General features: G+C 49.5%; 18 protein-coding genes. All 18 read left to right on the top strand.

Annotated elements, in window-relative coordinates; all coding sequences use genetic code 11:
* Positions 1–6 precede the first annotated feature (6 nt).
* The 18 genes from wcaF to AC0IWZ_RS13230 all read left to right on the top strand — a co-directional run bounded on the left by wcaF (position 7) and on the right by AC0IWZ_RS13230 (position 20,516).
* Positions 7–558, top strand: a complete 552-nt coding sequence (gene wcaF, locus AC0IWZ_RS13315; RefSeq protein ID WP_471677085.1) for a colanic acid biosynthesis acetyltransferase WcaF — start codon at positions 7–9, stop codon at positions 556–558.
* 110 nt (positions 559–668) lie between these two features.
* Positions 669–1,790 (top strand): GDP-mannose 4,6-dehydratase, encoded by a 1,122-nt coding sequence (gene gmd / locus AC0IWZ_RS13310; protein WP_034496631.1) that lies wholly within the window; start codon positions 669–671, stop codon positions 1,788–1,790.
* A gap of 2 nt (positions 1,791–1,792) precedes the next feature.
* A complete protein-coding gene (gene fcl, locus AC0IWZ_RS13305) occupies positions 1,793–2,758 on the top strand; it encodes a GDP-L-fucose synthase (protein ID WP_471677086.1) in 966 nt (321 codons plus the stop codon).
* A gap of 2 nt (positions 2,759–2,760) precedes the next feature.
* A complete protein-coding gene (locus AC0IWZ_RS13300) occupies positions 2,761–3,240 on the top strand; it encodes a GDP-mannose mannosyl hydrolase (protein WP_172893711.1) in 480 nt (159 codons plus the stop codon).
* Entirely contained in the window at positions 3,237–4,457 is a 1,221-nt protein-coding gene (gene wcaI / locus AC0IWZ_RS13295; protein ID WP_471677087.1) for a colanic acid biosynthesis fucosyltransferase WcaI, read from the top strand. Before AC0IWZ_RS13300 ends, wcaI begins: the two co-directional genes overlap by 4 nt.
* A gap of 17 nt (positions 4,458–4,474) precedes the next feature.
* Entirely contained in the window at positions 4,475–5,920 is a 1,446-nt protein-coding gene (gene cpsB / locus AC0IWZ_RS13290; protein WP_471677088.1) for a mannose-1-phosphate guanyltransferase, read from the top strand.
* Positions 5,921–5,993: 73 nt separating this feature from the next.
* A complete protein-coding gene (gene cpsG / locus AC0IWZ_RS13285; RefSeq protein WP_471677089.1) occupies positions 5,994–7,364 on the top strand; it encodes a colanic acid biosynthesis phosphomannomutase CpsG in 1,371 nt (456 codons plus the stop codon).
* A 123-nt stretch (positions 7,365–7,487) separates the two neighbouring features.
* Positions 7,488–8,882: an undecaprenyl-phosphate glucose phosphotransferase gene (wcaJ, locus tag AC0IWZ_RS13280; protein WP_410374090.1), complete on the top strand. Its 1,395-nt coding sequence runs from the start codon at positions 7,488–7,490 to the stop codon at positions 8,880–8,882.
* Between the two features lie 53 nt (positions 8,883–8,935).
* Positions 8,936–10,411 carry an MOP flippase family protein gene (locus AC0IWZ_RS13275; protein WP_034496607.1) on the top strand — a complete coding sequence of 492 codons (1,476 nt, stop codon included), beginning with the start codon at positions 8,936–8,938 and terminating at the stop codon, positions 10,409–10,411.
* Positions 10,408–11,688: a colanic acid biosynthesis pyruvyl transferase WcaK gene (gene wcaK / locus AC0IWZ_RS13270; protein WP_471677091.1), complete on the top strand. Its 1,281-nt coding sequence runs from the start codon at positions 10,408–10,410 to the stop codon at positions 11,686–11,688. The genes AC0IWZ_RS13275 and wcaK overlap by 4 nt, the downstream gene beginning before the upstream one ends.
* Complete coding sequence (gene wcaL / locus AC0IWZ_RS13265) at positions 11,685–12,905, top strand: colanic acid biosynthesis glycosyltransferase WcaL (protein WP_471677092.1); 1,221 nt, start codon at positions 11,685–11,687, stop codon at positions 12,903–12,905. The genes wcaK and wcaL overlap by 4 nt, the downstream gene beginning before the upstream one ends.
* A gap of 6 nt (positions 12,906–12,911) precedes the next feature.
* Entirely contained in the window at positions 12,912–14,339 is a 1,428-nt protein-coding gene (gene wcaM / locus AC0IWZ_RS13260; RefSeq protein ID WP_471677093.1) for a colanic acid biosynthesis protein WcaM, read from the top strand.
* Positions 14,340–14,515: 176 nt separating this feature from the next.
* On the top strand, positions 14,516–15,412 hold the full coding sequence (gene galF, locus AC0IWZ_RS13255; RefSeq protein WP_471677094.1) for a UTP--glucose-1-phosphate uridylyltransferase GalF: 897 nt from the start codon (positions 14,516–14,518) through the stop codon (positions 15,410–15,412).
* Between the two features lie 343 nt (positions 15,413–15,755).
* On the top strand, positions 15,756–16,841 hold the full coding sequence (gene rfbB, locus AC0IWZ_RS13250; RefSeq protein ID WP_471677095.1) for a dTDP-glucose 4,6-dehydratase: 1,086 nt from the start codon (positions 15,756–15,758) through the stop codon (positions 16,839–16,841).
* On the top strand, positions 16,838–17,737 hold the full coding sequence (rfbD, locus tag AC0IWZ_RS13245) for a dTDP-4-dehydrorhamnose reductase (protein WP_471677096.1): 900 nt from the start codon (positions 16,838–16,840) through the stop codon (positions 17,735–17,737). The genes rfbB and rfbD overlap by 4 nt, the downstream gene beginning before the upstream one ends.
* Positions 17,738–17,792: 55 nt before the next feature.
* Positions 17,793–18,671 carry a glucose-1-phosphate thymidylyltransferase RfbA gene (rfbA, locus tag AC0IWZ_RS13240; RefSeq protein WP_471677097.1) on the top strand — a complete coding sequence of 293 codons (879 nt, stop codon included), beginning with the start codon at positions 17,793–17,795 and terminating at the stop codon, positions 18,669–18,671.
* A 2-nt stretch (positions 18,672–18,673) separates the two neighbouring features.
* Positions 18,674–19,204, top strand: a complete 531-nt coding sequence (rfbC, locus tag AC0IWZ_RS13235) for a dTDP-4-dehydrorhamnose 3,5-epimerase (protein ID WP_471677098.1) — start codon at positions 18,674–18,676, stop codon at positions 19,202–19,204.
* Positions 19,205–19,259: 55 nt separating this feature from the next.
* Positions 19,260–20,516: an oligosaccharide flippase family protein gene (locus AC0IWZ_RS13230; protein ID WP_471677099.1), complete on the top strand. Its 1,257-nt coding sequence runs from the start codon at positions 19,260–19,262 to the stop codon at positions 20,514–20,516.
* Positions 20,517–20,519 lie beyond the last annotated feature (3 nt).

Here is a 20,519-nt window from a genome sequence, read left to right as displayed (position 1 = left end):
AATATTATGCAGGAATTGAATGGCTTCTCGGTGCCGAAAGGTTTTCGGGGTGCAAACTCTATTAAGGTTCAACTGTGGTGGGCAGTACAGGCAACATTATTTGCCTGGTCACCACAAGTTTTATATCGCTGGCGGGCATTTTTATTACGCTTGTTTGGCGCACGAATCGGTAAAGGTGTTGTGATTCGTCCGTCAGTGAAAATTACTTACCCATGGAAATTAACCCTCGGGGATTATGCCTGGGTCGGCGATGACGCCGTGTTATATACGCTGGGTGAAATTACGATTGGTGCAAATTCGGTCGTTTCACAAAAGTGTTATTTATGTACCGGCAGCCACGATTATATGAGCAAGCATTTTGATATTACTGCCACACCCATTGTTATTGGTGAGAAATGTTGGCTTGCCACGGATGTCTTTGTTTCACCTGGCGTCACGATTGGAAATGGCACCGTCGTCGGTGCTCGCAGCAGTATTTATAAATCATTACCGACAAATGCCGTTTGCCGGGGAAATCCGGCAGTGGTTATTCGGCAACGCATTATGCCCTCACCCTAACCCTCTCCCCCAGGAGAGGGAATTGGATCGAGTCCCGTTATTCCCCCTCTCCCTCAGGGAGAGGGCTGGGGTGAGGGTGATACACAAATGTTTAAAGAGGAAAATACATTATGACTAAAGTAGCTCTCATCACGGGTGTTACCGGACAAGACGGCTCTTATCTGGCGGAACTGCTGCTGGAAAAAGGTTATGAAGTTCACGGTATTAAACGTCGCGCATCTTCTTTCAACACCGAACGTGTTGATCATATTTATCAGGATCCGCATTCCGGTAATCCTAAATTCCATCTGCACTACGGTGATCTGACGGACAGCTCTAACCTGACCCGTATTCTTTCCGAAGTGCAGCCGGATGAAGTGTATAACCTCGGCGCAATGAGCCACGTAGCGGTTTCTTTCGAGTCCCCGGAATACACCGCTGATGTGGATGCGATGGGAACCTTGCGTCTGCTGGAAGCGATTCGCTTCTTAGGTCTTGAGAAGAAAACCCGTTTCTATCAGGCATCGACGTCTGAGCTGTATGGCCTGGTGCAGGAAACCCCGCAGAAAGAAACCACACCTTTCTACCCGCGCTCTCCGTATGCCGTAGCCAAACTTTACGCCTACTGGATCACCGTCAACTACCGCGAATCGTACGGCATGTTTGCCTGTAACGGCATTCTGTTCAACCACGAATCCCCACGCCGTGGCGAAACCTTCGTGACCCGTAAAATCACTCGCGCTATCGCCAACATCGCTCAGGGCCTGGAAAAATGCCTGTATCTGGGCAACATGGATTCCCTGCGTGACTGGGGCCATGCCAAAGACTACGTGAAAATGCAGTGGATGATGTTGCAGCAAGACAACCCGGAAGACTTCGTGATTGCGACCGGCGTGCAGTATTCCGTGCGCGAATTCGTGGAAATGGCGGCGGCACAACTGGGCATCAAACTGCGCTTTGAAGGCACCGGTGTGGACGAGAAGGGCATCGTTGTTTCCGTGACCGGCCATGACGCACCGGGTGTGAAACCAGGCGATGTCATTATCTCCGTTGACCCGCGTTATTTCCGTCCTGCTGAAGTGGAAACCCTGCTGGGCGACCCAACCAAAGCACACGAAAAACTGGGCTGGAAACCAGAAATTACGCTGCGTGAAATGGTTGGCGAAATGGTCGCTAAAGACCTTGAAGCGGCGAAAAAGCATTCGTTGCTGAAGTCACACGGCTACGAGGTTGCCATCGCGCTGGAGTCCTGAGCATGAATAAACAACGTATCTTTGTTGCCGGCCATCGCGGGATGGTCGGTTCCGCCATCGTGCGCCAGCTTGAGCAACGTGCAGACGTTGAACTGGTGCTGCGTAACCGCGACGAGCTGAACCTGCTTGATGCCGCAGCGGTGAATGCTTTCTTTGCCGAGCAGCGCATTGATCAGGTTTACCTGGCGGCGGCGAAAGTGGGCGGAATTGTAGCTAACAACACGTATCCGGCGGACTTCATCTATGAAAATATGATGATCGAAGCCAACATTATTCACTCTGCGCACACGCACAACGTGAATAAGCTGTTGTTCCTCGGTTCCTCGTGCATCTATCCGAAAATGGCGAACCAGCCAATGGCGGAAAGCGAGCTTCTGCAAGGCACGCTTGAAGCGACCAACGAGCCGTACGCGATTGCCAAAATCGCGGGTATCAAACTGTGCGAGTCTTACAACCGCCAGTTCGGCCGTGATTATCGCTCGGTGATGCCAACCAATTTGTATGGCCCGCACGATAACTTCCACCCGAGCAACTCGCACGTGATTCCGGCATTGCTGCGTCGTTTCCACGAAGCGACTGCGCAAAACTCGCCTGATGTGGTGGTGTGGGGCAGCGGTACGCCAATGCGTGAGTTCCTGCACGTTGACGATATGGCGGCAGCCAGCATTCATATTATGGAGCTGGCAAGCGAGGTGTGGCAGGAAAATACCCAGCCGATGCTTTCCCATATTAACGTCGGCACCGGTGTGGATTGCACTATCCGCGAACTGGCGCAAACCATCGCCAAAGTGACCGGTTACCGTGGCCGCGTGGTGTTTGATGCCACCAAACCTGATGGCACGCCGCGCAAACTGCTCGACGTGACGCGCCTGCGCCGTCTGGGCTGGTATCCGGAAATCACCCTGGAGCCTGGCCTTGCCAGCACCTACCAGTGGTTCCTCGAAAACCAGCAACGGTTCCGGGGGTAAGTATGTTTTTGAGTGCTGAAGACTTCGCAACCGTTGTCCGCTCCACACCGCTGATTTCCATCGATTTGATTGTTGAAAATCAGGCAGGAGAATTCCTGCTGGGCTTACGCACTCAGCGCCCGGCGCAGAACTTTTGGTTCGTGCCGGGTGGCCGGGTACAAAAAGACGAAACGCTGGAGCGTGCTTTTGCGCGCTTAACCGAAGCCGAATTAGGCCAGCGGTTTACTCTTTCTGACGGTGAGTTTTACGGCGTGTGGCAGCACTTCTACGACGACAATTTCTCCGGGCCGGATTTCTCCACCCACTATGTGGTGCTGGGGTTCCGTCTGCGCGTGGATGCTGATGCGCTGCAACTGCCGACTGCGCAGCATAACGACTATTGCTGGTTAACGCAGGAAGCACTGCTGGCGACTCAGAACGTCCACGACAACAGCCGCGCTTACTTTCTGACCGATAAGGCAGATAAGGTCATCGGATTATGAAGATTTTGGTCTACGGCATTAACTACTCACCGGAATTAACCGGTATCGGCAAATACACCGGTGAGATGGTTGAGTGGATGACGAGCCAGGGCCATGAGGTGCGGGTCATTACCGCACCACCTTATTACCCGGTGTGGGAAGTACATCCCGATTATTCATCGTGGAAATACAAGAAAGAAGTGGGTGCCGCGACCGTCTGGCGCTGCCCGCTGTATGTGCCAAAACAGCCATCAACGTTAAAGCGTCTGATTCATTTAGGCAGCTTTGCGCTTAGCTCGTTCTTCCCGCTGATTGCTCAACGTCGCTGGAAGCCGGATCGCATTATCGGCGTCGTGCCGACCCTCTTTTGCGTGCCGGGCATGCGCCTGCTCGCAAAATTGAGCGGTGCGCGCACGCTGCTGCATATTCAGGATTACGAAGTCGACGCCATGCTCGGCCTGGGAATGGCGGGTAAAAAACAGGGCAAAGTGGCGAAACTGGCGCAGCGCTTTGAACAAAGTGGACTGCACAACGTCGACCATGTTTCGACCATTTCGCGCTCAATGATGAACAAAGCGGCGGAAAAGGGCGTTGATCCCGGCAAAGTGATCTTCTTCCCGAACTGGTCAGAAGTGGAGCGTTTTCGCGCTATCTCTCACGAAGAGATCCTCGCCGTGCGCAACAGCCTGGAACTGCCTGCGGATAAAAAAATCATTCTCTATTCCGGCAACATCGGGGAAAAGCAGGGGCTGGAAACGGTGATTGAAGTGGCGGAGCGTTTTGCTCATCAGCCATACCTGTTTGTGATTGTCGGCCAGGGCGGCGGTAAAGCCCGCCTGCAAAAACTGGCGCAGGACAAAGGGCTGCACAACGTGGTGTTCCATCCGCTTCAGCCTTACAACGCGCTACCTGCGCTGTTGCGTCTTGCGGATTGCCACCTGGTGATTCAACGCCGGGGTGCCGCCGATGCCGTATTGCCATCGAAACTGACCAATATTCTTGCCGTGGGCGGAAATGCGGTAATTACCGCAGAACCGGATACCGAACTCGGCCAACTTTGCGACGCGTATTCCGGTATTGCCGTGTGTGTAGAGCCTGAGTCGGTTGACGCGTTAGCCGAAGGTATCGAGCGCTGTCTGCAATTGCCGGTACACAACACGGTGGCATGTGAATATGCCGAGCGCACGCTCGAGAAAGACAGCGTGCTGAACCAATTTATCGCAGACATATCTGCATAAGATATCGGGGTTAAATCATGAGTCACAGTCAACTCTACCCAGTCATTATGGCTGGCGGAAACGGTAGCCGGTTGTGGCCGTTGTCCCGCGTACTTTACCCGAAACAGTTCCTGTGCCTGAAAGGCGAACTGACGATGTTGCAAACCACCATCAGCCGCCTGAATGGCGTTGAATGCGAAAGCCCGGTGGTGATTTGCAATGAAGAACACCGTTTTATCGTTGCTGAACAACTGCGTGAGCTGAACAAGTTGACGGAAAATATCGTGCTGGAACCTGCCGGGCGTAACACCGCTCCGGCCATCGCCCTTGCAGCCCTGGCGGCGGTGCGCAATCAGCCGGAAAACGACCCGCTGATGCTGATTCTTGCAGCAGACCATGTGATTCAGAACGAAGAGGCATTTCGTGAAGCGGTGCGTAACGCGCTGCCGTTCGCCGAAGCCGGGAAACTGGTCACGTTTGGGATCGTGCCCGATCTGCCAGAAACCGGTTATGGCTACATTCGCCGTGGCGAACTGGAGAACCCGAATACCCCAGATGTTGACGCTGTGGCCTTTAGCGTGGCGCAGTTTGTCGAAAAACCGGATCTCGACACCGCGCAGGCTTATGTTGCCAGCGGTGAATATTACTGGAACAGCGGCATGTTCCTGTTCCGCGCCGGGCGCTATCTCGAAGAGCTGAAAAAATTCCGCCCGGATATTCTCGTCGCCTGTGAAAAAGCAATGGCGAACATCGACCCGGATCTGGATTTTGTGCGCGTTGACGAAGCAGCGTTCCTGGCCTGCCCGGATGAGTCTATCGACTACGCCGTGATGGAAAAAACCGCCGATGCGGTGGTGGTGCCAATGGATGCGGGCTGGAGCGACGTGGGTTCATGGTCTTCTCTTTGGGAAATCAGCACCAAAAATCAGCAGGGCAACGTGCATCACGGCGATGTGATAAGCCACAATACCGAGAACAGTTACATTTATGCCGAATCCGGCCTGGTCACCACCGTTGGCGTGAAAGATCTGATTGTTGTGCAGACTAAAGACGCCGTGCTGATTGCCGACCGTGACCACGTTCAGAGCGTGAAGAAAGTGGTTGAGCAAATCAAATTCGATGGCCGCCACGAACACCATAACCACCGCGAAGTATACCGCCCGTGGGGCAAATACGACTCTATCGACGAAGGTGAGCGTTACCAGGTGAAACGCATCACCGTGAAACCGGGCGAAGGCTTGTCTTTGCAAATGCACCACCACCGCGCCGAGCACTGGATTGTGGTGGCGGGTACCGCGAAAGTCACACTGGGTGAAGAGACAAAATTGCTGGGTGAAAACGAGTCCATCTACATCCCGCTTGGCGTGACGCACTGCCTGGAAAACCCCGGAAAAATCCCGCTCGACCTGATTGAAGTGCGTTCCGGCACTTACCTCGAAGAAGACGACATTGTCCGTTTCGAAGACCGTTACGGGCGTATCTAGCCAATAAAAATTTGATGAGTCCCCGCAGACCACTCTGCGGGTTGGGTAACTGTTGCCCGAAGGAGACTGAAAAGTGCAAAAACTGACCTGTTTTAAAGCCTACGACATCCGTGGAAAGCTCGGCGAAGAGTTGAACGAAGATATTGCTGAACGTATTGGCCGCGCTTATGGCGAGTACCTGAAACCGAAAACTATCGTGCTGGGTGGCGATGTGCGCCTGACCAGCGAAGCGCTTAAGCTGGCGCTGGCAAAAGGGTTGCAGGATGCGGGTGTGGACGTGCTGGATATCGGCCTGTCCGGCACCGAAGAAATCTATTTCGCCACCTGGCATCTGAATGTGGACGGCGGGATTGAAGTCACCGCCAGCCACAACCCGATGGACTACAACGGCATGAAACTGGTGCGCGAAGGCGCTCGCCCAATCAGCGGCGACACCGGCCTGCGCGACGTGCAGCGCCTGGCGGAAGCCAACGACTTCCCGCCGGTCGACGCTGCAAAACGCGGCAGCTACCAGAAGATTTCAGTGGTCGAGGCGTATATCGACCATCTGTTCACCTACATCAACGTGGCTAACATCAAACCGCTGAAGATGGTGATTAACTCCGGTAACGGCGCGGCAGGCCCGATTGTCGATGCCATCGAAGCCCGCTTTAAATCACTCAACGTGCCGCTGACGTTTATCAAAGTGCACAACCAGCCTGACGGCAACTTCCCGAACGGTATCCCGAACCCGCTGCTGCCGGAGTGCCGCGACGACACCCGCAATGCGGTGATTGAACACGGCGCGGATATGGGGATTGCCTTTGACGGCGATTTCGACCGCTGCTTCCTGTTCGATGAGAAAGGGCAGTTTATCGAGGGTTATTACATCGTCGGCCTGCTGGCGGCGGCCTTCCTCGAAAAACAGCCGGGCGCGAAGATTATTCACGACCCGCGCCTGTCGTGGAACACGGTGGATATCGTCGAACGCGCAGGTGGCACGCCGGTGATGTCGAAAACCGGTCATGCGTTTATCAAAGAACGCATGCGCCAGGAAGATGCGATTTACGGTGGGGAAATGAGCGCCCACCACTATTTCCGTGATTTTGCCTACTGCGACAGCGGGATGATCCCGTGGCTGCTGGTGACGGAACTGCTGTGCCTGAAAGGCAAAACCCTGGGCGAACTGGTGTGTGACCGCATGGCGGCGTGGCCGGCGAGCGGGGAAATCAACAGCAAGCTGGCGGATCCGAAAGTCGCCATTGAACGCGTACAGCAGCACTTTGCACCGCACGCTGAGGAAGTTGATAACACCGACGGTATCAGCATGGCGTTCGCCGACTGGCGCTTTAACCTGCGCAGCTCGAACACCGAGCCGGTGGTGCGCCTGAATGTGGAATCTCGCAGCGATGAAAAGCTGATGCAGGCGCGAACGCAGGAAATTATGGAACTGTTGAATCAGTGATTTGACCAGGCATAGGTCGCCCTCACCCTAACCCTCTCCCCAAGGAGAGGGGACTGAACGGTTTTCTCCCTCTCCTTGAGGGAGAGGGGCGGGGTGAGGGGTAATCTTAATAAAGGTAAAACGATGACAAACCTAAAAAAGCGCGAGCTGCCAAAAACGAACGCATCGTTGATCTCTATGGTGCAACGTTTTTCCGACATAACCATTATGTTTGTTGGCTTATGGGTAGTGTGTCAGGTCAACGCGTTACCGTTTTTGTACATGCATTTGCTGATGGCGTTGCTGGCCCTCGTCGTCTTTCAAATGATTGGTGGAATAACCGATTTTTATCGTTCCTGGCGCGGTGTGCGAATTTCCAGTGAACTGATGCTGCTGCTGCAAAACTGGACGCTGAGCCTGATTTTCAGCGCCGGACTGCTGGCATTTAACCCAGATTTCGACGGTTCATTCTGGGTGTATCTGGCCTGGTATGTGTTAACCAGTTTCGGCATGGTGATGTGCCGCTCGTTTATTCGTTTCGGTGCCGGTTGGCTGCGCAATATGGGCTACAACACACGCCGCATTGCTATCGCGGGTTCTATGCCGGTCGGTTACACGCTCGCCGAAAGCTTCCGCAATGAGCCGTGGTTAGGTTTTGATGTGATGGGCGTTTACGACGACGAACAGCCAGAATCAAAACACGGTGATTATGCGGGCTGTTTTGCAGATTTAGTGGAGCAGGCGCGCGCCGGACGCATTGATAATGTCTACATTGCGATGGCGATGAGCGAAGAAGCACGCATCAAAACGCTGGTTCGCGAACTGACGGATACCACCTGTTCGGTGATGCTGATCCCGGATGTTTTTACCTTCAATATTCTGAACTCCCGCACCGAAGAAGTGAACGGTGTGCCTGTTGTGCCACTGTTTGATACGCCGCTCAACGGTATCAACCGCATCCTGAAACGCCTCGAAGACATTGTGCTTTCGGCGATGATCCTGCTGTTTATTTCCCCGGTGTTGCTGTGTATCAGTGCGGCGGTGAAATTGACGTCTCCCGGCCCGGTTATCTTCCGCCAGACGCGCTATGGCATGGACGGCAAGCCTATCAAGGTGTGGAAATTCCGTTCCATGAAAGTGATGGAAAACGACACGGTCGTCACCCAAGCCACCAAAGGCGATAAGCGTGTGACGCCAGTGGGGAATTTCCTGCGCCGTACCTCACTGGATGAACTGCCGCAGTTTATCAATGTGCTGATGGGCGAGATGTCGATTGTTGGCCCGCGCCCTCACGCAGTGGCGCACAACGAGCAGTATCGCTCGCTGATTGAAGGCTACATGTTGCGTCATAAAGTGAAGCCGGGGATCACCGGTTGGGCGCAAATCAACGGCTGGCGCGGTGAGACCGATACGCTCGAGAAAATGGAAAAACGCGTTGAGTTTGACCTGGAGTACATCCGCGAATGGAGCCTGTGGTTTGACATCAAAATTGTCTTCCTCACCATTTTCAAAGGCTTTGTGAATAAAGCTGCGTATTAAAATTTGTAGGTCGGATAAGTACCGCGTCATCCGACAAATTAACGGATAACCCAATGAGCCTGAGAGAAAAAACCATCAGCGGCGCGAAATGGTCGGCTATCGCCACGGTGATTATTATCAGCCTTGGCCTGGTGCAAATGACCGTGCTGGCGCGGATTGTCGACAATCACGAGTTTGGCCTGCTGACTATCTCGCTGGTGATTATCGCGCTGGCCGATACGCTGTCGGATTTTGGCATTGCTAACTCGATCATCCAGCGTAAGGAAATCAGCCACCTCGAACTCACCACGCTGTACTGGCTGAATGTGGGCCTCGGGATCGTGGTCTTTGCCGCCGTATTTTTGCTCAGCGATGTTATCGCCTCGGTGCTGCATGCGCCGAAGCTTTCGCCGCTGATTAAAACACTGTCGTTTGCGTTTATCGTCATTCCTCACGGCCAGCAGTTCCGCGCGTTGATGCAAAAAGAGCTGGAGTTTTCAAAGATTGGCTCGATTGAAACGGTTTCAGTGATGGCGGGCTTTACGGTCACCGTGGGGGCTGCGATGTTTTACCCGTTCGCCATGACCGCGATTATCGGTTATCTGGTCAACACCGTGGTGCGCACGTCGTTGTTCGGTTTCTTTGGCCGCAAAATTTATCGCCCTGGCCTGCATTTCTCGCTGAAGTCCGTCGGCTCTAACCTGAAATTTGGCGCGTGGTTGACGGCTGACAGCATTATCAATTACGTGAATACCAATCTTTCTACCCTGGTGCTGGCGCGTATTTTAGGGGCCAGCATCGCCGGGGGTTACAACCTCGCTTATAACGTGGCGGTCGTGCCGCCGATGAAACTGAACCCAATTATCACCCGTGTGCTGTTCCCGGCATTTGCCAAAATCCAGGACGATACCGACAAGTTACGTATCAACTTCTACAAACTGTTGTCGATTGTCGGAATCATCAACTTCCCGGCGCTGCTTGGTCTTTTAGTGGTTTCGAACAATTTTGTGCCGTTGGTATTTGGTGAAAAGTGGCAATTCATTACCCCAATTCTGCAATTGCTGTGCGTGGTGGGGCTGCTGCGATCTATCGGCAACCCGATTGGTTCGCTGCTAATGGCGAAAGCGCGGGTCGATATCAGCTTTAAATTCAACGTCTTCAAAACCTGCCTGTTTATCCCGGCGATTATTGTCGGCGGGCATCTTGCGGGCGCGTTGGGCGTGACGCTCGGGTTCCTGTTTGTGCAGGTGGTGAACACGGTTCTGAGCTATTTCGTGATGATCAAACCGGTGCTTGGATCCAGTTATCGTCAGTACATTCAGAGTATCTGGCTGCCGTTTTACCTTTCCATTCCAACCATTGTGGTGAGTGCTGCGCTGGGGATCGCCCTGAAAGGGCATATCTCCCTCGGCCTGTTACTGGCGACGCAAATTGCGGCGGGCGCACTGGCCTTTATCGTCATGCTGTTGCTTTCGCGTAACGCGCTGGTGGTCGAGATGAAACGTCAGTTCATAAGAAGAGAACCCCATTTGAAAAAGAGGTCTGTATGAAATTATTAATTCTTGGCAACCACACCTGCGGCAACCGTGGTGATAGCGCCATTTTGCGTGGGCTTATTGATGCGATTACCACTATTGATGAATCGGTAGAAGTAGACGTGATGAGCCGCTACCCGGTGAGCTCTGCCTGGCTGCTGGGCCGCCCGGTGATGGGCGACGGCCTGTATAAACAAATGAAGCAGCACAACAATGCCGTTGGGTTGATGGGGCGAGTGAAGAAAGTGCTGCGCCGTAAATATCAACACCAGGTTTTGCTGGCAAAGGCCACTGACAACGGGCGTTTGCGCAATATCTCTATCCCGCAGGGCTTTATTGATTTCGTGAAATCGCTGCAAAAATATGACGCGATTATTCAGGTCGGCGGATCGTTTTTTGTCGATTTATACGGTGTTTCGCAGTTCGAGCATGCACTGTGCAGTTTTATGGCGAAAAAGCCGGTTTACATGATTGGGCACAGCGTGGGGCCATTCCAGGACCCGCAGTTTAATCATCTGGCGAGTTATGTCTTCGGCAATGTGGAGTCGTTGATTTTGCGTGAAACCGTCAGCCTTAAATTGATGAACCAAAGCAATATCGACAGCAGCAAGGTTGAGCAGGGCGTTGATACCGCGTGGCTTGTGGACCATCATAACGACAATTTTGTACCGAATTATGCGGTGAATCATTGGCTTAACACCATCAAGCGTAAGAAAACCGTCGCGATTACGCTGCGTGAACTGGCTCCGTTCGACAAGCGCCTCGGCACCACGCAACAGGCCTACGAGCAAGCGTTCGCAGCGGTGGTTAATCGCGTGATTGAAGAGGGCTATCAGGTGTTGGCGCTCTCAACCTGTACGGGAATCGATAGCTACAACAAAGATGACCGCATGGTGGCGCTCAATCTGCGGCAGTACGTGAATGACCCGGAGCAATATCATGTGGTGATGGATGAACTCAACGACCTGGAAATGGGCAAGATTCTGGGCGAGTGTGAGCTGACCGTGGGCACACGTCTGCATTCGGCGATTATCTCTATGAATTTCGGCACGCCTGCGATTGCTATCAATTACGAACACAAATCCGCGGGCATCATGCAGCAGTTGGGTTTACCAGAAATGGCGATAGAAATCCGCCAGCTACTTAACGGTTCGCTCCAGAGTGTGGTGGCGGACGTATTAGGGCAATTGCCTGCCATTAATGAGCGCCTGGCTCATGCGGTGCGCGCCGAACGTCAGGACGGCCTGCGCATGGTGGAGTCGGTATTAACGCGAATTAAGGAGGGAAAATGAAAGTCGGTTTCTTCCTGCTCAAATTCCCGGTGGCATCCGAAACCTTCGTGCTCAATCAGATAACCGCGTTTATCGACATGGGGTACGAGGTGGAAATTGTCGCGATTCAAAAAGGCGATTTGACCCATACGCATTCGGCATTCAAGGAGTACGGGCTTGCGGAGAAAACCACCTGGCTGATGGATGAACCTGCGGGAAAGGTCGCAAAACTGCAATCCCGCGCGTTGAACACGCTGCGTGGCTCGTTACGCCCGCGCACCTGGCGTGCGCTGAATGCAAAACGTTACGGCGAGGAAGCTCGCAATCTGATTTTGTCGTCTATTTGCGGCAGCCATCCGCAAACCGTGTGCGCGGATGTATTTATTGCCCACTTTGGCCCGGCGGGTGTGACGGCGGCAAAGCTACGTGAACTTGGTTTGCTGAAGGGCAAAATCGCCACCGTATTCCACGGCATTGATATTTCAGGCCGTGAAGCCCTGAATCATTACACACCTGAATATCAGAAGCTGTTTACCCGTGGCGATTTAATGCTGCCCATCAGTCAATTATGGGCGGGGCGCTTGCAAAACATGGGCTGCCCGACGGCGAAAATCAGCGTGTCGCGCATGGGTGTCGACATGGAACGCTTTTCACAACGCCCGGTGAAGGCTCCCGCCAAAACCCTGGAGATTATCTCGGTGGCCCGGTTGACTGAGAAAAAAGGGCTGCACGTCGCTATCGACGCCTGTCTGTTGCTCAAAGAGCGCGGCGTGAAATTCCGCTACAACATCCTGGGGATTGGCCCATGGGAAAAACGCCTCCGCACGCTGATTGAGCAATTTCAGCTCGACGATGTGGTGTTTATGCCGGGTTTTAAACCTAACCACGAAGTAAAAGCGATGCTGGATGAAGCGGATGTATTTCTGCTGCCTTCTGTCACGGGTGAAGATGGTGATATGGAAGGCATTCCCGTGGCATTGATGGAAGCAATGGCGGTTGGCATTCCGGTGATTTCTACGGTTCATAGCGGTATTCCGGAACTGATTGATGCCGGGCGTTCAGGCTGGCTGGTGCCAGAGAAAGATGCGACAGCGCTCGCAGATTGCTTACAAGCCTTCGGCAATATCGAGGCCAGCGAGCTGAGACCGATGCTGAGCCTGGCTCGCGAAAAGGTTGAAACTGAATTCAACCAGAAGGTTATCTACCAGCAACTCGCTCGCCAGTTACAGATGTTATGAGGACGTATGCGCAAAACATTTAAAACTCCCCACACCTCCTTCTCTCCCTCCCGCCGCAAATTACTAAAAGCCAGCTCCGTGCTGGCCGCGGTGCCATTCATATCCCCTCGCTATGTATTAGCTGCCGCTGGCAAAAACGAGGTCAGCGTCCAAAAGTTCTATCGTGGTGACTGGATTGCCGCCTTCAAACAGGCTTTCTCAACCGCTGATACCGTGACCGTTCCCGCCGATTTAGTCTGCGACAACATCAATACGGCGATCTTTATGCCCGAAGGTAAAACTTTGCATGTTGCGGGCGGCTTAAAAGGCAACGGTAAAGGGCGCTTTGTGATGCAGGACGGCTGCCAGATTTTGGGTGAGAAAGGCGGGAGATTTAACAATATTACCCTTGATGTGCGTGGGTCAGACTGCACCATCAAAGGGATTGATATGAGCGGATTTGTGCCAGTGACGCAAATCTACATCGGCGGTAAAGAGAAGCGCACCATGCGTAACCTGGTCATAGACCACATCACGGTGCACGATGCGAACTACGCCATTTTGCGGCAAGGGTTCCATAACCGCATGGAAAACGTGAAGATCACTAACGGGCACTTTAGCCATTTACAGGGCGATGCTATCGAATGGAACGTGGCGATCAACGACCACGACTTGCTGATCTCCGACCATGTTATTGAGAACATTGACTGCACCAATGGCAAGATAAACTGGGGCATCGGCATCGGGCTTGCGGGCAGCACTTATGACAACGACTACCCTGAAGACCAGGCAGTAAAGAATTTTGTGGTGGCGAATATCACCGGTAGCAACTGCCGCCAATTGGTGCACGTTGAAAACGGCAAACACTTCATTATTCGTAATATAAAGGCACACAATATTAATCACACTTTCAGCCAGAAAGCGGGGATTGATAATGCTACGGTAGCTATTTATGGTTGTGATAATTTCGTGCTTGATAATATCCATATGACAGATAGCGCGGGGTTTTTAATTGGCTATGGTGTGATCAAAGGTAAATATTTATCTATTCCACAAAATTTTAAACTAAACGATATTTCGCTTGATAATAGTCACATGAAGTATAAAAGCCGGGGAATTCAGATATCTTCCGGTAATGCGACCTCCTTTGTGGCTATCACGAACGTCACCATGAAGCGCGCTACGCTTGAGTTGCATAACAAACCGCAACACTTGTTTCTGAGAAACATCGATGTGATGCAGTACGCTAACGTCGGGCCTGCGCTGAAGCTGAACTTCGACCTGCGCAAAGATGTGCGTGGGCGTTTTATGGCAAAAGACGAGACGCTGCTGTCGCTCGCCAATGTGCGCGCTGTGAACGAGAAAGGGCACAGTTCGGTGGACATTGACAGGGTGGATCAGCGGTATGTGAATGCTGATAGGTTGAATTTTTCTTTGCCAGTTGCAACGAAATAGAATGTCAAATCAGATTGCGAATTTTCCGAACAGTTTAATCGTTTAAAACAAAGAGTTGGTTTTGCTTGCTTTGTTGAGAACGTTAAAATGCAGTACTAATTCAGGGGATCAATTCATGCTGGTATCACAGCACGAAAAGTTTATAATCCTCAAACCGTTTCGAGGTGGGTCTAAATATGATTAATTTGAAAGCAGTGATTCCGGTCGCAGGTTTGGGCATGCATATGTTGCCTGCAACAAAAGCAATTCCGAAGGAGATGCTGCCGATCGTTGACAAGCCGATGATTCAATACATTGTTGACGAAATCGTAGCTGCCGGTATCAAAGAAATCGTGCTGGTAACGCACTCTTCAAAGAATGCTGTAGAGAACCATTTCGACACATCTTATGAACTGGAAGCCTTGCTTGAGCAGCGCGTTAAGCGCCAGTTGCTCGCGGAAGTCCAGTCTATCTGCCCTCCGGGCGTGACCATTATGAACGTCCGTCAGGCCCAGCCGTTAGGTTTAGGCCATTCAATCTTGTGCGCTCGCCCGGTAGTGGGTGACAACCCATTCGTGGTGGTATTACCTGACGTTATCCTTGATGGCGCTAGTGCAGATCCATTGCGCTATAATTTAGCTGCAATTGTTGAACGTTTTAAAGAGACGGGCCGCAGCCAGGTTCTGGCAAAACGTATGCCGAACGTAGATTTGTCTGAGTACTCAGTGATTACGACCGAAGAGCCACTGCAAAATGACGGGCAAATTGGCCGTATCGTTGATTTTGTGGAAAAACCAGATCAACCACAGACTCTGGATTCTGACGTTGCTGCTGTTGGTCGTTATGTGTTGTCCGCTGATATCTGGGTAGAGCTTGAGAAAACCGAACCAGGTGCCTGGGGCCGTATCCAGCTTACTGATGCCATCGCTGAGCTGAACAAAAAGCAAGCAGTTGAAGCCGCACTGATGACAGGCGAAAGCTACGACTGCGGGAAGAAAATGGGGTATATGCAGGCATTTGTTCAGTATGGCTTGCGTAACCACAAAGAAGGGCAGAAGTTCAGGGATAGCATTCAGAAATTATTGGCTCGTTGATTTTTTTGTAATCGATGATGATCAAAGTCTGATGAGAAGAACGGCAGTCATAGTTGGTGGGAGGTTACAATTTTGTAACTTTCTGCAGCGGGCTGCCGTTTTTATTGGGTAAACCGGTATAACGGTTCTTCGCTGCATATTCGAATATTCATCCCTCAAAATATCCGAATGTGTTGCAAAACTTAGTTATCTGCCCGCCGAACAGGGTAGTGCGAGAAGAAGTTCAGTCCACTGGTAGCTGTTGAGCCAGGGGCGGTAGCATTGTCATTACCTCACTTACGTTTAAACGTTCGATATTCTTTATCGAAGAAAATCAATACGAGATTATAGAGAGATTGTTCCTGTGAAAATTCTTGTCACTGGTGGTGCCGGTTTTATTGGTTCTGCGGTCGTTCGTCATATCATAAATAACACTCAAGACAGCGTCGTTAACGTCGATAAATTAACCTATGCAGGTAACCTTGAATCATTGGCAGAGGTCTCAGGCAATGAGCGCTATGCTTTTGCTCAGGCAGATATTTGTGACAGAGCGGCGATGGATGACATTTTTGCGACTCATCAACCCGATGCAGTGATGCATTTGGCAGCGGAAAGCCATGTTGACCGTTCCATCACGGGCCCCGCGGAATTTATCGAAACCAATATTGTGGGCACTTACACTTTGCTCGAAGCTGCTCGTGCGTATTGGTCGCAAATGAGTAATGAACGCAAAGCAGGTTTTCGCGTCCACCATATTTCTACTGATGAAGTGTATGGGGATCTTCCGCATCCTGATGAATGTGAGGTAGGGGAAGTACTTCCGTTGTTTACCGAAACTACTTCTTATGCACCAAGCAGTCCATATTCCGCATCCAAAGCATCAAGCGACCATTTAGTCCGTGCGTGGCAACGTACCTATGGGCTTCCGTGCATTGTCACTAACTGCTCGAACAACTACGGCCCATATCACTTCCCAGAAAAACTGATCCCATTAGTTATTCTCAACGCGCTTGAAGGGAAGAACTTACCGGTATACGGCAAAGGCGATCAGATTCGTGACTGGCTATATGTAGAAGATCATGCACGTGCGTTGTACACGGTTGTTACTCAAGGTGTGCTTGGTGAGACTTATAATATCGGTGGCCACAATGAGAAGAAAAATCTCGATGTGGTACTGACTATTTGCGACCTGCTGGATGAAATGGTTCCTAAGAACACTTCATACCGTGAACAAATTACCTATGTTGCGGACCGTCCTGGTCATGACCGTCGTTATGCGATAGATGCCAGCAAAATTAGCCACGAGTTGAACTGGAAACCACAAGAGACCTTCGAAAGTGGGATTCGTAAAACGGTTGAATGGTATTTAACCAACCAACCTTGGGTCGATAATATTAAAAGCGGTGCCTATAAATCATGGATTGAACAGAATTACGGTGAGCGCAAATGAATATTTTATTATTTGGTAAAACAGGGCAGGTTGGTTGGGAATTACAACGTTCACTTGCACCACTCGGAAATGTAATCGCAGTCGATGTCCAATCAACGGAATATTGCGGCGATTTCAGTAACCCTGAAGGTGTGGCAGAAACTGTCCGTCGCGTGAAGCCTGATATTATTGTCAATGCTGCAGCCCACACTGCTGTAGATAAAGCTGAAAGTGAGCGAGAGTTTGCTCAGCTGCTTAATGCAACGAGTGTTGAAGCGATCGCCAAAGAAGCCGAAAAAATCAATGCATGGCTTATTCATTATTCAACCGACTATGTTTTTCCTGGTGATGGTACAAAACCTTGGGTGGAGACCGATGCAACAGCACCGTTAAATACTTATGGGGAAACCAAACTTGCCGGAGAAATTGCGGTGCAGCAATACTGCACACGTCATCTCATTTTCCGCACAAGCTGGGTTTTTGCAGGCAAAGGCAATAACTTTGCTAAAACTATGCTGCGTCTTGCAAAAGATCGTGAAGAGCTTTCCATAATTAACGATCAATTCGGTGCGCCTACGGGTGCTGAACTTCTCGCAGATTGTACGGCTCACGCAATAAAAACTGCTTTGGACAAACCTGAAGTTGCCGGTTTATATCACCTCGTTGCGTCCGGAACGACCACCTGGTTTGATTATGCCAACCTCGTGTTCGCAGAAGCGAAAAAAGCTGGTCTTGAACTGGCAGTGAACAAAACAAATCCAGTTCCTACTAGTGCTTACCCAACACCTGCTAGTCGCCCTCAGAATTCACGTCTGAATACACAGAAATTCAAAAATGCATTTGGGTTGACACTCCCGGAATGGGATGTAGGTGTTAAGCGCATGTTAGCTGAAATTTTTGCAGCGGCGAAAGCGTAGCAATAGGTTAATAAGTGGTTTGATCACAGGCCACTTTGAAAAATGGAAAATTAAAATGACTTCACGTAAAGGTATTATTCTTGCTGGTGGTTCTGGTACTCGTTTATACCCGGTGACTATGGCGGTGAGTAAGCAACTTCTGCCAATCTATGACAAGCCAATGATTTATTACCCATTGAGCACCTTAATGCTTGCCGGTATTCGCGATATTTTGATTATCAGTACGCCGCAGGATACACCTCGCTTCGAACAACTACTCGGCGACGGTTCACAATGGGGCTTGAATCTGGAATATAAAGTTCAGGCAAGCCCAGATGGCCTTGCTCAGGCATTCATTATCGGTGAAGAATTTATTGGCAAGGATGATTGCGCGCTGGTTCTCGGTGATAACATTTTCTACGGTCATGATTTGCAGAAGCAACTTGAAAATGCAGTAGCTAAAGAGTCAGGTGCAACAGTATTCGCATACCACGTTCACGATCCTGAACGCTATGGTGTGGTTGAGTTTGATAAAGAAGGTAAGGCTATTTCTCTTGAAGAAAAGCCTCTTGAACCGAAAAGTAATTATGCCGTAACAGGACTTTACTTCTACGATAATAGCGTTGTAGAAATGGCTAAAAGCCTGAAACCGTCTCCTCGTGGTGAATTAGAAATTACGGATATTAACCGCATATATATGGAGCAGGGGCGCATGTCTGTCGCTATGATGGGACGCGGGTATGCATGGTTAGATACTGGAACTCATCAGAGTTTAATTGAAGCAAGTAATTTTATTCAGACTATAGAATTGCGTCAGGGACTTAAAGTGGCTTGCCCTGAAGAGATAGCATTTCGTAAAGGGTTTATAGATGCGGAGCAGGTTAAGAAACTTGCAGCACCGTTAGTGAAGAATGATTATGGTCAGTATTTACTTAAGATGATTAAAGGCTATTAAAAATGAATATTATTAAAACGGAAATTCCAGATGTATTAATTTTCGAGCCTAAAGTCTTTGGTGATGATCGCGGCTTCTTTATGGAAAGTTTTAACCAAAAAGTATTTGAAGAGGCCGTTGGGCGTAAGGTGGATTTTGTACAAGATAATCATTCAAAGTCGACCAAGGGTGTTTTGAGAGGTCTTCATTACCAACTTCCACCGTTTGCACAAGCAAAATTGGTGAGGTGTGTTGTAGGTGAGGTTTTCGATGTTGCAGTAGATATTCGCGAAAAATCTCCGACTTTTGGATGTTGGGTAGGTGTTAATCTTTCTGCTGAAAATAAACGTCAGTTGTGGATTCCTGAGGGTTTTGCTCATGGCTTTCTTGTGCTGAGTGAAATAGCTGAGTTTGTATATAAAACGACAAATTATTATGACCCAGGTTCTGATAGGGGACTTCTATGGAACGACTCCACGATTGGAGTAAAATGGCCGTATACAGGAGAACCTATTCTTTCACAAAAAGATGCTATGCAGCCACTATTAAAGTGATAAGTATAGAAACTGTTGGATGCAAATCTTCTTACTTTTTGGGAATTACAGTTTCGTGGCAAGTAAAGAAATAAAAAATGTAATACATAATTCCACATACTTGTTCATAACGCAAGGTGTTGCATATATAGCCCCATTGTTAATATTAGGGCATTTAATTAAAACCCTAGGTATTGAGGGGTTTGGGTTATATGCTTTATGCTTATCTATTGCTGCTTATTTACAAGTGATTGTAGATTATGGTTTCGCCTTCAGTGCAAGTCGTCAAATTTCTCAAAATAGGAATGATAAAAAATATATATCGAGAGTTTATTGGGCAACAATCATAATTAAAATTACTATTTTTTTAATTATACTTCCTTTGTATTTATATGCTATAAATATATTTATTGTAGACGAAGGGATGTCAAAAGCTTTACTTGCAACATATTTTTTAACTTTAGGTAATACAATTTTCCCTGTATGGTTTTACCAAGGTATTGAAAAACTAAAAATTATCGCGATTTTAAATTTACTTTCACGACTAACTTCATGCGTGTTGGTCATTCTAATGGTTAAAAATATCGATGATGTTGCTCTTTCATTATTCTTGCAGGCATTTCCTGTAATTATAGGTGGTGTGATTGCTAATTTTAATATTTTATACAAGAAGTATATTTTTTTTACCAGACCTACAGTTAAAGATATTAGTAAAAGTTTTATAGAGGGTTGGGAGATATTCGTAGCCACTCTTGCATCGACTATTCTTACTAACAGTGCAGTGTTCATACTTGGGGTTTATACCACTCCAGCAGTAGTTGGATTTTACGCTGCAGTAGAACGTATAGTTAAAGCTGTAGTGTCTCTATTTGGTCCACTAACGCAGTCATTATATCCTTATAATTGTAAAAAATTCAGTGTATCTTTCTCTGATGGTTTGTCCTCAGTAAAAAAGACTGGGAAGCCTCTGGTTATATTAGCTATATTTGTCTCTGTTTTCTTATTACTCGGTTGGGAAATGGTTGCTAATTGGTTGAAATTACCTCATGGAAGTTACTATATTGCTTGTATATTGGTTGTATGGCTATTCTTCAGTGTTATTAATAATATTCTAGGCATTCAGATATTGAGTGCGTCAGGATATGCAAAATTATATAGTAGAGCATTTCTATTATCCGCGTTGTTGACTTTGTTTTTGTTATTTGTGTTAGTGCAAAATATGACAAGTTTTGGTGCTGCCATTTCGATGACAATAGGGGAGATCATATTATTCTTTATGCTTCTTATAAAAGTGAACAAATTACGAATTCTATTATTAATGATAAAAGATTAAAGT

It is taken from the genome of Buttiauxella sp. AC142 (assembly GCF_979253435.1).
Note: the sequence above shows the minus strand (reverse complement) of the source record. Positions and strands in the feature narration are given on the sequence as shown.